Source organism: Acidovorax sp. ST3 (assembly GCF_003231145.1).
Classification (GTDB): Bacteria; Pseudomonadota; Gammaproteobacteria; order Burkholderiales; family Burkholderiaceae_C; genus Acidovorax.
The window spans coordinates 134,141-147,520 of the sequence record NZ_QKVP01000006.1 but is presented as its reverse complement, the minus strand read 5'-3'; the positions used below and the strand labels follow the sequence as shown (position 1 = coordinate 147,520).

The 13,380-nt window shown below is 64.1% G+C and carries 11 protein-coding genes and 1 pseudogene; 7 read left to right on the top strand and 5 right to left on the bottom strand.

The features are described from left to right. The first annotated feature begins 103 nt into the window (after positions 1–103). The 5 genes and pseudogenes from DNK89_RS19450 to DNK89_RS19430 all read left to right on the top strand — a co-directional run. A complete protein-coding gene (locus DNK89_RS19450; protein ID WP_110961449.1) occupies positions 104–2,038 on the top strand; it encodes a biotin carboxylase N-terminal domain-containing protein in 1,935 nt (644 codons plus the stop codon). Next, positions 2,035–3,207, top strand: a complete 1,173-nt coding sequence (locus DNK89_RS19445) for an acyl-CoA dehydrogenase family protein (protein WP_110961448.1) — start codon at positions 2,035–2,037, stop codon at positions 3,205–3,207. The genes DNK89_RS19450 and DNK89_RS19445 overlap by 4 nt, the downstream gene beginning before the upstream one ends. Positions 3,208–3,221: 14 nt before the next feature. Next, entirely contained in the window at positions 3,222–4,109 is an 888-nt protein-coding gene (locus DNK89_RS19440) for a 3-keto-5-aminohexanoate cleavage protein (protein ID WP_110961447.1), read from the top strand. A gap of 182 nt (positions 4,110–4,291) precedes the next feature. Further along, entirely contained in the window at positions 4,292–5,413 is a 1,122-nt protein-coding gene (locus DNK89_RS19435) for a Fic family protein (RefSeq protein ID WP_110961446.1), read from the top strand. A 26-nt stretch (positions 5,414–5,439) separates the two neighbouring features. Then, positions 5,440–5,775 (top strand): annotated as a pseudogene (locus tag DNK89_RS19430) (3-keto-5-aminohexanoate cleavage protein); the annotation flags it as partial. A gap of 130 nt (positions 5,776–5,905) precedes the next feature. Here the strand turns inward: DNK89_RS19430 and DNK89_RS19425 are convergent. Continuing rightward, a complete protein-coding gene (locus tag DNK89_RS19425; RefSeq protein WP_153064300.1) occupies positions 5,906–6,151 on the bottom strand; it encodes a hypothetical protein in 246 nt (81 codons plus the stop codon). Positions 6,152–6,370: 219 nt separating this feature from the next. Between DNK89_RS19425 and DNK89_RS19420 the strand changes: the two genes are divergently transcribed. Beyond that, positions 6,371–6,931: a hypothetical protein gene (locus DNK89_RS19420; RefSeq protein WP_153064299.1), complete on the top strand. Its 561-nt coding sequence runs from the start codon at positions 6,371–6,373 to the stop codon at positions 6,929–6,931. 15 nt (positions 6,932–6,946) lie between these two features. Here DNK89_RS19420 and DNK89_RS19415 read toward each other — a convergent pair whose 3' ends face one another. Both DNK89_RS19415 and DNK89_RS19410 read right to left on the bottom strand, forming a co-directional pair. Beyond that, on the bottom strand, positions 6,947–9,118 hold the full coding sequence (locus tag DNK89_RS19415) for a 3-hydroxyacyl-CoA dehydrogenase NAD-binding domain-containing protein (RefSeq protein ID WP_110961443.1): 2,172 nt from the start codon (positions 9,116–9,118) through the stop codon (positions 6,947–6,949). 22 nt (positions 9,119–9,140) lie between these two features. Continuing rightward, a complete protein-coding gene (locus tag DNK89_RS19410) occupies positions 9,141–10,346 on the bottom strand; it encodes an acetyl-CoA C-acetyltransferase (RefSeq protein WP_110961442.1) in 1,206 nt (401 codons plus the stop codon). 146 nt (positions 10,347–10,492) lie between these two features. On the opposite strand from DNK89_RS19410, the gene DNK89_RS19405 reads away from it, so the two are divergent. Next, the gene (locus DNK89_RS19405) at positions 10,493–10,795 is read left to right on the top strand and encodes a hypothetical protein (RefSeq protein WP_225581100.1); all 303 of its coding nucleotides are present in this window, start codon (positions 10,493–10,495) and stop codon (positions 10,793–10,795) included. An 84-nt stretch (positions 10,796–10,879) separates the two neighbouring features. On the opposite strand, the gene DNK89_RS19400 is transcribed toward DNK89_RS19405, so the two are convergent. Continuing rightward, complete coding sequence (locus tag DNK89_RS19400; protein ID WP_110961441.1) at positions 10,880–12,043, bottom strand: acyl-CoA dehydrogenase family protein; 1,164 nt, start codon at positions 12,041–12,043, stop codon at positions 10,880–10,882. A 127-nt stretch (positions 12,044–12,170) separates the two neighbouring features. Further along, positions 12,171–13,337 (bottom strand): ABC transporter substrate-binding protein, encoded by a 1,167-nt coding sequence (locus tag DNK89_RS19395; protein ID WP_015012483.1) that lies wholly within the window; start codon positions 13,335–13,337, stop codon positions 12,171–12,173. Between the last annotated feature and the right edge of the window lie 43 nt (positions 13,338–13,380).

The following is a 13,380-nucleotide window of genomic DNA, read 5'->3' as shown; positions in this document are numbered from 1 at the left end:
TCCTCATTGCCAATCGGGCTGTTCATGCCGAAGGCATGGCGAAGCAGATTGCCCGTGCACGCGCAGCGTGCAGGCGGGCGATGGAGTCGCGAGGGCATAGCCTATGAAAAAGATCCTCATCGCCAATCGCGGCGAGATCGCCCGCCGCATCATCCACACCGCCCACCGCATGGGCATAGAAACGGTGGCCGTCTACTCCGACCCCGACGCCAACGCCCTGCACGTGCGCGAAGCCACCCAGGCCGTGGCCCTGGGCGGCGCCGCCAGTGCGGACACCTACCTGCACACCGACAAGCTGCTGGCCGCTGCGCGTGCCACCGGCGCCGACGCGGTGCACCCCGGCTATGGATTCCTCAGCGAGAACGCCGACTTTGCCCAGGCCGTGGTGGATGCGGGGTTGACCTGGATGGGGCCGCCGCCTGCCGCCATCCGTGCACTGGGCAGCAAGTCGGAGGCCAAGGCCCTGGCCCATGCGCACGGCGTGCCCTGCTTGCCCGGGTACTCCGGCGCCGATCAAAGTGACGAGCGCTTTGCCACCGAGGCCGCGCGCATCGGCACCCCCCTCATGGTCAAGGCCGTGGCGGGGGGCGGCGGGCGCGGCATGCGCCTGGTGACCGACATGGCGCAGTTGCCTGCCGCTCTGGCCAGTGCCCGGTCGGAGGCGCTGGCGGGCTTCGGCTGTGGCGATCTGCTCATCGAGCGTGCATTGCTGCAGCCCCGGCATGTGGAGGTGCAGATCTTTGCCGACGCCCACGGCGCGTGCATCCACCTGGGCGAGCGCGATTGCTCTGTGCAGCGCCGCCACCAGAAGATCATCGAGGAGTCCCCCAGCCCCGCCGTGGACGCAGCGCTGCGTGAGCGCATGGGTGCCTGCGCCGTGGCGCTGGCACAGGCCGCTGGCTATGTGGGTGCGGGCACGGTGGAATTCCTTCTGGATGGGGCTGAATTCTTCTTGATGGAGATGAACACCCGCCTGCAGGTGGAGCACCCGGTGACAGAAGCGCTCACCGGGCTGGACCTGGTGGAGTGGCAAATGCGCGTGGCGCGGGGCGAACCGCTGCCGCTCACGCAAGACCAGGTGCACCTGCAAGGCCACGCCATCGAGGTGCGCCTGTGTGCCGAAGACGCGCACTTCCGCCCCCACACGGGCCGCGTGCTGCAGTTCGGCGCGCCACCAGCCACCGCGTTTGAACGCGCCGCGCCCGGCGCGCTGCGCTTTGACCACGCGCTGGAGGAGGGCGCCGAGGTCACCCCCCACTACGACGCCATGCTGGGCAAGCTCATCGTGCACGCGCCCACGCGGCCCGAGGCGATTGCCGCGCTGGTGCGCGCGCTGCACAGCACCCGAGTGCTGGGCCTGCCCACCAACCGCGCGTTTCTGGCGGCCTGCCTGCAGCACCCGGTGTTTGCCAGCGGGCAGGCGCTGGTGCCATTCTTGTCCGAACATGCTGCAGATTTGCAAGATTTGCTATTAAAAAGTGAGCTTAAAGCGCTTGCCCACTGCGCGGTAGAGGCTGTTTTTTCTTCAGAAATTTCGTCTGACTTGCCCTGTGCGCTCGCCCGTCCGATGCGCCTGCGCCACCAGGGCCAGGTACATCTCGTGGTCGTGCGCGAGCTGGGCGGTGGGCGCCTGCTGGTAGAGCAGGCAGGGGCAGAGCCTGTGACTTTGCAACTGCCCCAGCGCGGTGTGAACTGCGTGGCAGTGGGCCCGAGGCGCTGGCACTGGCAAACCGGCGGCGTGGACGGCTGGGTCGAAGACGCATCGTGGGAGCCCGCCGCGCGCGCGGGTGCGGCGGGCGGTGCGACGGAGCTGCGCGCGCCCTTCAACGGCAAGGTGGTCGCGCTGCCTGTGTCCGCAGGCCAGGCGCTGGCGGCGGGCGACACCGTGGTGGTCATCGAATCCATGAAGCTCGAACACAGCCTGGCCAGCCCCGCAGCCGCCACGGTGGCCGAGCTGCTGGTAGCGCCCGGCCAGCAGGTGTCGCCCGGCCAGGTGCTGGCCCGCTTTGCACCCGCCACGCAAGGAGCGCCCGCATGACCGCCACATCCGACGCAACCCCTGTGAGCGACGAAGACCGCACCGCCCTCACCGACACCGTCACCCGCTTTGCCCGCACCGAGATCGCGCCGCATGTGGGTGCGTGGGATGCCGCCGGTGAATTCCCCCGCAGCCTGTACCGCCGCGCGGCCGACCTGGGCCTGCTGGGCCTGGGCTACCCCGAGCGGTACGGCGGCACGCCTGCCAGCTACGCCTTGCGCTTGCCGCTGTGGCGCGCGCTCAGCCGCCACGGCGCCAGCGGCGGTGTGCTGGCCAGCCTGCTGTCGCACAACATCGGCCTGCCGCCCGTGCTGGCGCATGGCAGCGATGCGGTGCGTGCTGAGGTCATCCCGCCCGTGCTGGCGGGCGAGCAGATTGCCGCGCTGGCGATCACCGAACCCGGGGGCGGGTCCGACGTGGCACAGCTCAAGACCACCGCGCGGCGCGAGGGCGATGAGTACATCGTCAGCGGTGAAAAGGTGTTCATCACCTCCGGCATGCGCGCTGACTGGATCACGGTAGCTGTCAGAACGGGAGAAGCTGGAAGCAAAGGCAGAGCAGGCATCTCCATGCTGCTCATCCCCGGCCACAGCCCGGGCCTGTCGCGCAGCAAGCTCGACAAGATGGGCTGGCTCTGCTCCGACACCGCCCACCTGCGGTTTGACAACGTGCGCGTGCCCGCCCGCTACCTGCTGGGCGAAGAGGGCGCGGGCTTTCGCATCATCATGGCCAACTTCAATGGCGAGCGCTTTGGCCTCGCCGCATCGGCCCTGGGCTTTGCCGAGGCCTGCTACGACGAAGCCCTGGCCTGGGCCCGCCAGCGCAAGACCTTTGGCGCAGCGCTGGTCGAGCACCAGGTCATCCGCCACAAGCTGGTGGACATGCAGATGCGCATCCAGTCCACCGCCGCGTGGTGCGAGTCCGTGGCCGCGCAGGCCGACGCGGGCCGCACCGGGCCGGAATGGGTGGCCAACATCTGCATGCTGAAGAACCACGCCACCCAAACCATGCAGTTCTGCGCCGACCAGTCCGTGCAGATCCTGGGCGGCATGGGCTTCATGCGCGGCACCGTCAGCGAGCGCATCTACCGCGAGGTCAAGGTCATGATGATCGGCGGTGGCGCGGAAGAAATCATGAAAGACCTGGCTGCCAAGCAGTTGGGCATTTGAAGGAGACAGCCTCCATGCACGGCACCGACCACGGCAACAAAGCCATCATCACCTGCGCCATCACCGGCGTGCTGACCGACCCCGGCCAACACCATGTGCCCGTCACGCCCGAGCAACTGGCCAAAGAAGCCCGCCGCGCCTACGACGCAGGCGCCGCCGTGGTCCACGTGCACTTTCGCAACCAGGAGCCCGGCAAGGGCCACCTGCCCAGCTGGGACCCGCAGGTGGCGCGCGACTGCGTGCAAGCCATGCGCGAGGCCTGCCCGGGCCTGATCATCAACCAGACCACCGGCGTGGTCGGCCCCCATTACCAGGGCCCGCTGGATTGCCTGCGCGCCACCCGCCCCGAGATGGCAGCGTGCAACGCCGGCTCGCTCAACTACCTGAAGGTGCGCAGCAACGGCACCTGGGCCTGGCCGCCCATGTTGTTCGACAACCAACCCGCCAAGGTCAAGGACTTCATCGACGTGATGCTGGAGACTGGCACGCTGCCCGAGTTTGAATGCTTCGACGTGGGCATTGTGCGCTGCGTGGAGATGTATGTGCAGACGGGTATGTACACCGAACGCCTGCCCGAATACAACTTTGTGATGGGCGTCGAATCCGGCATGCCTGCCGACCCCGACCTGCTGCCCGTCTTGCTCAAGCTAAAAATCAAGGACGCCCCCTGGCAAGCCACCGTCATCGGCCGCGCCGAGATCTGGCCCGTGCACCAGCGCGTGGCCGAGCTGGGCGGGCATCTGCGCACAGGGCTGGAAGACACGTTCTATCTGCCGGACGGGACCAAGGCAGATTCGAACGGGCCGTTGATCGAGAAGCTGGCGGAGTACGCGCGCAACGCGGGGCGGGAGGTGGCTTCGCCGCAGGAGGCGCGGGGGATGTTGGGGTTGCAAGCGCGCTAGCTTGTGGCTGGTGGGCAATCGCTCACTTCGGTCGTTCATCGTGGAGGGATCAACACCGCGCATGGGCACATCATTTATTTAACATGACGGCCCATTCATGTTAGAAAAATCGTGTTTTTTTAACGCATCATGGCGCTCATGTGCGGTTTTTGCGTGAATCCAGACACGACCAGAATGACTCCATGACCTTGCAGCCCAGTTATTCCATCCCCAAGCTTCCTCCGCTGGGTGTCGATTTTCAGACACCAGAACTGCTCAAGGCATTGGTTGCGGCCCATCGTTATCTGGCGGAACTCAAGGGCTGCGCCGCCAGCATTCCCAACCAGGCCATTCTGATCAACACCTTGGCACTGCAGGAGGCCAAGGCGAGTTCGGAAGTGGAAAGCTATGTCACCACGCAGGACGAGTTGTTTCAGGCGGATTTGCACATCGCCGAATGGGTGTCGCCCGCCGCCAAGGAGGTGTCGCGCTACCGGGAGGCGTTGAGGCACGGATTCGACCGCATGCGAGAGCAACAAGGCATCCTGGGCAATGGCACGCTGATTGCGCTGTTCCAGTTGCTGAAGAACAGCAGCGAGACATTCCGTACCGGTGGGGGCACGGTGCTCAAAAATGAGAAAACCGGTGCAACCGTCTTCGTGCCACCGCAAGACAGCTCGCAGGTGCAAACCCACATGCAGGCGCTGGAACAATTCATCAACGATGACCTGGCCAGCGACCTGGACCCGATCATCAAGATGGCGCTGATTCACCACCAGTTCGAAAGCATCCACCCTTTCAGTGATGGCAACGGTCGCATCGGGCGGATTCTGTGTGTGCTGTATCTGGTGCGCACCGGCTTGCTGGACACGCCCGTGCTGTACCTATCTCGCTACATCAATCAGTACAAGGGTGACTACTACCGTTTGCTGCAGGAGGTGCGCGATGCGGAAGGCGACCCGGCTGCCAGTGCAGCAAGCTGGCAGGCTTGGGTGGTCTTCATGCTCAATGCCGTGGCGCAGACGGCGCGCCAAGCCGTCCAACTGGTGGGTGGCATGCGCGACCTGATGGCCGAAACCAAGCGCCGCATGCGAACCGACACCCCCAAGCTGTATTCGCAGGATCTGCTCAACAACCTGTTTCGCCACCCCTACACGCGCATCGAATTTGTGCAGAACGACCTGGGCATCACGCGCCAAACGGCAGCGCGCTACTTACGACAACTGGCCCAAGCGGGGCTGGTGCAGGAGCACAGCCAAGGCAAACACTTGTATTTCATCAATGCGTCGTTGGTGGAGTTGTTGGTGCGTGGGGAGCGTGGATAAAAGGCCTCGGATGGGGGCGTGTACGCCGCGAATGCAACTTTGTGATGGGCGTCGAATCCGGCATGCCTGCCGACCCGGACCTGCTGCCCATCTTGCTCAAGCTCAAGATCAAGGACGCCCCCTGGCAAGCCACCGTCATCGGCCGCAGCGAGATCTGGCGCGAGCACCAGCGCGTGGCTGAGCTGGGCGGGCATTTGCGCACGGGGCTGGAGGACACGTTCTATCTGCCGGATGGGACCAAGGCGGATTCGAAGGGGCCGTTGATTGAGAAGCTGGCGGAGTACGCGAGGAAAGCGGGGCGTGAGGTGGTTTCGCCGCATGAGGCGCGGGAGATGCTGGGGTTGAAGGTGGGTATTCAGTGAAAGGTGGTGGCGCCCAGGGCCGCAGATCGGGTTAGCTGGTGGCGCTAGCTGACACTCTGCCCTGCGATGGAGGGGCGTCGGGTTGCGCTGCGTTAACTCGACGAAGGTTTTTGGAACACCCGCGGGGCTGTTATGCCAGGTCTACTCGTCGCACAAGAAACCAGGCCACCACAAGGCTCACAGCTGCCGATAGCAAGAATCCGTAAATCCCCACCATCCGGGCAAAGCGATGCTTTCCCCAATGCGCGTCTTCGTTGTATCGAATGAAGCGCTTGTATTCGTTCAATTCTGTGATCTGCGCAGGAGTCAACCGGTCGCGGTACACATAACTTCTGTCGATGCTTTCGACAATCCCCACGGTGTCCATCTTGATCATGGGAGAGTGAAACACCATGAACACAGCCGCTACACAGAAACAGAGAACTGCTTGGCCAATGAGTACGTAAACGAGCTTCTTCAGTACTTGTGGTGTCATCTCTGCAGAGCATTTAGGGTGGCTGAGTACGCAGGGCCGTATCGAGCCCGTTCAATCTGAATAGTTCACATGAACGTCTACTACAGCTGGTGAAGGGGAAATTCTGTGGCGCAGTCCTCATTGGACCTCAAGGTATTCGCCGCGCTGTCGTATCGTGACCCAGCGGTAGTTCTGCGTGAACTCCGCCAGATCGAGGCTCAAATGGTAGGCGCAAACTTGTCCCCACAAGTCCGCAATCTACGAACCAACGGCTTGAAGCACATACGCGAGTTTCGCCATGCTGCGCTTTTTTGCCATGGCATGTCCCTGCGTCTGGGGCACCAGGTTTTGTTTTCCCCCGTGGAATCAAGTGACTATGACTTCGTTGCCACATGGCGGACTGCTGATGCTCAGCACTTTGCGCGAGTGCAACTCAAGGAGTTAGTGCCCGCGCATTTGAACGAAGGCGCAACTGTCCAGGCATTGGTCGATGGTTTGAGCAAATATTCCGGCGATGACCTGATAGTTGCCATCTTTCTCAACAGAGAGGGCCGTTTCTCTCTGGAGGAGGTTGTGTTTCCCGCCCTGCACATTGCAGAGTTGTGGTTCGTGTTCGCGACAACTCCAGACCTACATATGTGGCAGTTGGTCGGGGATGCATTGCGGGAGCCCGAAGTGAGCTCCTTCAGGTACCCGACTTGAAGGGCCCAGGTTCAGTCAATGGCGTGGCTGAAATTCGCGGATGGCATCTCGGACTTTTGTTTCTAACGTGAATCCCGAGCCGTATTTCGCCGCCAGCTCATCCGCGCGCTTTAGGAACGTCTCAACATCCGTTCCATAAATGAACTGCATCGCCCCCCCCGTCCACGCCGGAAACCCAATCCCAAAAATCGACCCAATGTTCGCGTCATGCACGCTGGTCAACACACCCTCGGCCAGGCAACGCGCAGTCTCGATGGCCTGGCGGTAGAGCAGGCGGTCCTGGATCTCCTGCACGCTCCATTCCACGCCGGGCTTCTCGAACAGCGCTTTCAGCTCCGGCCACAGGTGCTTCCTAGCGCCTGCGGGGTAGTCGTAAAAGCCGCCGCCACCGGCGCGGCCTGGGCGCTTCAGTTCCTTGACCATGCGTTCCACCAGCAACTCTCCAGGCGTGGCGGTGTAGGTCTTGCCCTCGGCTGCGTAGTCGGCGCGGGTCTGGTCGAGCACATGCACGCTCAGGGTCAGCGCGGTTTCGTCCAGCACGGCCAGCGGGCCCACGGGCAGGCCGGCCTGCATGGCGGCGTTTTCAATGGCGGCGGCGGGGATGCCTTCGCCCAGCATGGCGGCGCCTTCCATCACAAAGGTGCCGAACGTGCGGCTGGTGTAGAAGCCGCGTGAGTCGTTGACCACGATGGGCACCTTGCCCAGGGCCTGCACGTAGTCGAATGCGCGGGCCACGGTTTCGTCATCGGTCTGCTTGCCCCGGATGATCTCGACCAGCTTCATCTTGTCCACGGGGCTGAAGAAGTGGATGCCGACAAACTTCTCCGGCCGGCTGCTGGCCGTGGCCAGGCCGCTGATGGGCAGGGTGGAGGTGTTGCTGGCAAAGAAGCCGCCGGGTGCCAATTGCGGCTCGGCCTCTTGTGTGACTTTGGCCTTGAGGTCGCGGCTTTCGAACACGGCTTCGATGATGAGGTCGCAGCCCGCCAGGTCGGCCGCGCTGGCGGTGGGTGTGATGCGGGCCAGCAGGGCTTGCTGCGCATCGGCGGTCATGCGGCCTTTGTCCACGCGGGCCTGGGTGAGCTTGGCGCTGTAGGCCTTGCCAGCTTCGGCCTTCTCCGTGCTCACGTCCTTGAGCACGGTGGCAATGCCCCGGCTGGCCTGGGCCCAGGCGATGCCCGCGCCCATCATGCCCGCGCCCAGGATGCCGACCTTTTGTGGCTTGTAGCGTGGGGCCGAGCCTGGGCGCGACTTGCCGCTCTTGATCGCGTTCATGTCGAAGAAGAACGTGTTGATCATGTTGCGCGCCACGGGGCCGGTCATCAGGCGGGCGAGGTAGCGGCTTTCGATGCGCAGGGCGGTGTCGTAGTCCACCATGGCGCCTTCGACCATGGCGGCCAGCGCGGCCTCGGGCGCGGGGTAGCGGCCGCGCGTGGTCTTCTTGAGCATGGCGGGCGCAACGGTGAGGGCGCCTGCAATCTTGGGGTTGGCAGGCGTGCCGCCGGGCATTTTGTAGTTCTTGTCATCCCACGGCTGCACGGCGTGCGGGTGGGTGGCGATGTGGGCCAGCGCGGCGGGCAGCAGTTGCTCGCGCGTGGCGACCAGCTCGTGCACCAGTTGCAGCTCCAGTGCCTCGGCGGGGTTGAAGAGCTTACCCTCCAGGATGTAGGGCTGCGCGCCCATCAGGCCCAGCAGGCGCGTCATCTTGGTCACGCCGGTGGCGCCAGGCATCAGGCCCAGCGTCACCTCGGGCAGGCCAAACTGGATCTTGGGGTCGGCCACGGCAATGCGGTAGTGGGCGACCAGCGCCACCTCCCAGCCGCCACCCAGCGCGGCGCCGTTGAGGCAGGTCACCACGGGGATGCCTAGCGTTTCGAGCGTGCGAAAGTGCTTCTTCATGCGCTCGATTTCGCCAAACACGGCGGGCGCATCGGCAGGTGTGAGGCGCATGGTGGCCTTGAGGTCGGCACCGGCAAAGAAGCTGGTCTTGGCGGATGCCAGCACGATGCCCTTGAGCGCGGCGCCCAGGCGTTCGCGGTCGCCTGCTACCCGCGTCGTGACCTCGCCCAGCTCTTGCTGCCACTGGCGGCACATGGTGTTGACGGGGGAATTGGTTTCGTCAAACGTGATGACGGCCACTTCGCCGTCGGTGCCCTGAGCGGGGATGAGTTCGTAGCGGATGGTTTGCATGATGTTCTTGTCTCCTGCCCGTTCAGATACGTTCAACGATGGTGGCAATGCCCATGCCGCCGCCCACGCACAGCGTGGCCAGGCCATAGCGCTGGCCCCGGCGGTGCAGTTCGTCAATCAGGGTGCCGAGGATCATGGCGCCCGTGGCGCCCAGCGGGTGGCCCATGGCGATGGCGCCGCCGTTCACGTTGACCTTGTCGTGCGGTACGCCCAGCTCGCGCATGAAGCGCATGGGCACGGCGGCAAAGGCCTCGTTCACTTCGAACAGGTCGATCTGGTCAATGGTCATGCCCGCGCGGGCCAGCGCCTTTTTGGCAGCGGGCACGGGGCCGGTGAGCATGATGGTGGGGTCGGCGCCGCTGAGCGCCGTGGCCACGATGCGCGCGCGGGGCGTAAGGCCGTGGGCCTTGGCGGCGGCCTCGTTACCGATCAGCACGGCGGCGGCGCCGTCCACAATGCCTGACGAGTTGCCCGCGTGGTGCACATGGTGGATGCGCTCTACCTGCGGGTAGCGCTGCAGCGCCACGGCGTCAAAGCCCATGCCGCCCAGTTGCTCGAACGATGGCTTGAGCGCGCCCAGGCCCTCCAGCGTGGTCTTGGGTTTGATGAATTCGTCTTCGGCCAGGATGGTCTGGCCGATGAAGTCGCGCACGGGAACGACGGAATTCTTGAAGTAGCCCGCCGCGCGCGCGGCGGTGGCGCGGCGCTGCGATTCGACGGCGAAGGCGTCCACATCGGCGCGGGTGTAGCCGTCCAGCGTGGCGATCAGGTCGGCGCCGATGCCCTGGGGTACGAACAGCGTCTCAGAATTGGTGGCGGGGTCTTGCGCCCAGGCGCCCCCGTCGGAGCCAATGGGCACGCGGCTCATGCTCTCCACGCCGCCCGCCACCACCAGATCCTCCCAGCCGCTGCGCACCTTTTGCGCGGCCAGGTTCACGGCTTCGAGGCCCGAGGCGCAGAAACGGTTGACCTGCACACCCGCACAGCGAAAGTCCCACCCTGCCTTGAGCGCGGCCACCTTCGGCAGCACCGAGCCCTGCTCGCCCACGGGCGAGACGATGCCCATGACCACGTCGTCCACCGCCGCCGTGTCAAAGCGGTGGCGCGCTTGCAGCTCGGTCAGCAGGCCCACCAGCAGGTCGATGGGCTTGACCTCGTGCAGGGTGCCGTCCTTCTTGCCCTTGCCGCGCGGGGTGCGCAGCGCGTCGAATACATAGGCTTCGGTCATGAATGGTCTCCGGTGGTTTCTCTAAACTTCAAGCGGGTATTGTGGTGAAGCAGCTGGGCTGGCCCACGCCGCTACAAGGTGCTTTCTGACGAGGGTGCAGTGGTTTTTGCACTATCTTTCGGCGGTTGCTATCTACATTTCTGGCTATGGAACGAAATACATCCCCTGCTTTGCAGCGCATCGCGCGCAGCGCCATCGAATACGACGACACGCGCGAAGGGTTTGCGCTGGAGCACCATGTCGTGCTGGCGGCGTCCAGCGCGCTGGCGGTGGCGGCCTTCATGGCCCCTAGCCGCAGCTCGGCGGCCATACGCGGCATTGGCGCAGGCTTGCTGCTGATGCGCGCGCTGAGCGGCAGCCAGGGTGTGCGCTCATGGCTGAATGTGACCGACCGCCGCCCCGGTGCGCCACTCAGCCCTGAGGAAGCGCGCGCCGCCTGGTATCTGTAACGGCATTCGGCGCCCATTGGCGCGTTATGACGGGCGCTGTGCGGAGCATCGTGCACTGCGTGGCTCATGGCGCGGTGCATACGGCTATTTGCCCAGGCCCATGGCACGTGCAATCACTTCTTTCATGATCTCGTTGGTGCCGCCGTAAATGCGCTGCACCCGGGCGTCAGCATAGGCGCGGGTGATGGGGTATTCCCACATGTAGCCGTAGCCGCCAAACAGCTGCACGCATTCGTCCATCACCTTGCACTGCAGGTCCGTCGTCCAGTACTTGGCCATGCTGGCCGTCTCGGTGTCGAGCTGGTCCTTCACGATGAGTTCGCAGCACTTGTCCACAAACACGCGTGCCACCTGCACCTGCGTTTGCAGCTCGGCCAGTGTGTGGCGGGTGTTCTGAAATGACGCCACGCTTTGGCCAAAGACCTTGCGCTGCTTGACGTAGTCCAGCGTCCAGTCGATGGCCGCCTGGGCGGCAGCCACGGCGGTGATGGCGATCTGCAGGCGCTCCCAGGGCAACTGCTCCATCAGGCAGATGAAGCCGCGCCCTTCCATGGCGGGGCCACCCAGCAGATTCTCTGCGGGCACCTTTACGTCGTTGAAGAACAGCTCGGACGTATCCTGCGCCTTCATGCCCATCTTCTTGAGACGCTGGCCTTTTTCGAAGCCGGGCATGCCGCGCTCGACCAGGAGAAGGCTGGTGCCCTTGGCTCCCGCCGCCGGGTTGGTCTTGGCGACGACGATCACCAGGTCGGCATGCCAGCCGTTGGTGATGAAAGTCTTGCTGCCGTTCAGCACATAGTGACTGCCGTCGGCGCTCTTGATGGCGGTGGTCTTGATGCCTTGCAGATCACTGCCTGCGGCGGGCTCGCTCATGGCGATGGCGCCCACCATGGCGCCGCTGGCCATCTGGGGCAGGTACTTTTGTTTTTGCGCCTCAGTGCCGTAGTGCAGGATGTACGGCGCCACGATCTCGCTGTGCAGGCCAAAGCCGATGCCGGTGGTGCCCGCGCGCGCCAGTTCTTCCATCTGCGCTACCGAGTACAGCTTGTCGGCTCCGGCGCCGCCGTATTCCTCGGGCAGGCTCATGCACAAAAAGCCGTTGGCGCCTGCCTGGCTCCACACCTCGCGCGCCACGTAGCCCTGGTCTTCCCAGTCGGCATGGAGGGGCGTGACCTCTTTCTCAATAAAGCGGCGGAAGCTGTCGGCAAAGGCCTGGTGGTCGGGCTGGAAGAGGGTGCGTTCGATCATGGTGGGGCAACCAGGTTATTTATGCAAAGTTACTGCTTGGTTAAATTCTGCCACTGACTGGGCCCGGATGCACCCCCTGAAACGCAAAAGCCGCCCGAAGGCGGCTTGACGGAAGCGGTTCAGGCGCTCATGGCTTGACGTAGTCGGAGACCACCTTCCACTTGCCGTCCTGGATCTGCGACAGGCGCGAGAGGTCGCTGCCCAGGCGCTTTTGCGGGCCAAAGGTGCCCTCAGCGCTGCCGAACATGTCGGGCGGGATCACCATGGTGTCCATGGCCTTGATGAAGCTGTCGGTGCTCAGGTTGGGGCCTGCTTTCTGGGCGGCCTTGATGAAGGCATCGATGGCGTTGTAGCCGTAGACCGAGAAGACGGTGGGGTCTTCATTGAACTTGGTCTTGTACTTGTTGGCCCAGAAGCGGATGGGCTGGCTGGCCTCGTCCAGGTAGGGGTGTTGCACCGTCATCGTGGCGTACAGGCCGTCCATGGGCTTGCCGCCCAGCTTATGGATGAGGTCGGTGTACGCCGCGCTGGAGCCGAGGAAGGTGGGGCTGAAACCGGTCTTGCGCGCCTCGGCAATGGTGCCAATCGTCTCGCGGATGATGGTGCCCAGGATCACGAAGTCGCATTCGGACGACTTCATCTTGGCGACCTGTGACGAGAAGTCGGTGGCGCCGCGTTTGTAGGAAGTCTTCTCGGTGAAGTCCATGCCGATGGACTTGAGCGCTGCCTCGCCGCCGCGCATCACCTCCAGGCCAAACTCATCGTCCTGGTAGATGGTGCAGATCTTCTTGGCGCCCTTTTCCTTGATGAGCTTGGGCGCGGCCAGGCGGATTTGGTCGTAGTAAGTGGCGGCGAACGAATATTTGAGCTTGTGGAAGGGCTCGTACATTTCCCGCGCGGCCGTCACCGGGAAGAAGTTGATCACGTTCTTGCTGAACTGCACGGGCATGGCGGCCAGGTTCTGCGCCGTGCCGATGTGCGCGATCATCATGAAGATCTTGTCCTGGTTGACAAGCTTCTGCGCGGCCAGCACGGCTTTCTTGGGGTCGTAGCCCGAGTCTTCCACTTTCAGGTCCAGCTTGCGGCCGTTCACGCCGCCTTGCTCGTTGGCCTCGTCCACGCGCAGCATCATGCCCAGCCGCACCTGCTTGCCAAACCCCGCCAGCGGGCCCGAAAGATCCTGGATGGAGCCCAGCGTGATGGTGTCCTTGCTCACGCCCTGGCTGGGCTGCGCCTGGGCGGAGGCACCGGCCATGGCCACGAGGGCCAGCGCGGCGATGTGATGAAACTTCATGGCACGTCTCCTTCGGTTGGATCGAAACAAAAACGATCGCTCG

What these genes read in the sequence shown, in the direction of transcription:
- DNK89_RS19450 (WP_110961449.1), top strand. Translation starts at nt 104, where the DNA reads ATGAAAAAGATCCTCATCGCCAATCGCGGCGAGATCGCCCGCCGCATC.
- DNK89_RS19445 (WP_110961448.1), top strand. Translation starts at nt 2,035, where the DNA reads ATGACCGCCACATCCGACGCAACCCCTGTGAGCGACGAAGACCGCACC.
- DNK89_RS19440 (WP_110961447.1), top strand. Translation starts at nt 3,222, where the DNA reads ATGCACGGCACCGACCACGGCAACAAAGCCATCATCACCTGCGCCATC.
- DNK89_RS19435 (WP_110961446.1), top strand. Translation starts at nt 4,292, where the DNA reads ATGACCTTGCAGCCCAGTTATTCCATCCCCAAGCTTCCTCCGCTGGGT.
- DNK89_RS19425 (WP_153064300.1), bottom strand. Translation starts at nt 6,151, where the DNA reads ATGATCAAGATGGACACCGTGGGGATTGTCGAAAGCATCGACAGAAGT.
- DNK89_RS19415 (WP_110961443.1), bottom strand. Translation starts at nt 9,118, where the DNA reads ATGCAAACCATCCGCTACGAACTCATCCCCGCTCAGGGCACCGACGGC.
- DNK89_RS19410 (WP_110961442.1), bottom strand. Translation starts at nt 10,346, where the DNA reads ATGACCGAAGCCTATGTATTCGACGCGCTGCGCACCCCGCGCGGCAAG.
- DNK89_RS19405 (WP_225581100.1), top strand. Translation starts at nt 10,493, where the DNA reads ATGGAACGAAATACATCCCCTGCTTTGCAGCGCATCGCGCGCAGCGCC.
- DNK89_RS19400 (WP_110961441.1), bottom strand. Translation starts at nt 12,043, where the DNA reads ATGATCGAACGCACCCTCTTCCAGCCCGACCACCAGGCCTTTGCCGAC.
- DNK89_RS19395 (WP_015012483.1), bottom strand. Translation starts at nt 13,337, where the DNA reads ATGAAGTTTCATCACATCGCCGCGCTGGCCCTCGTGGCCATGGCCGGT.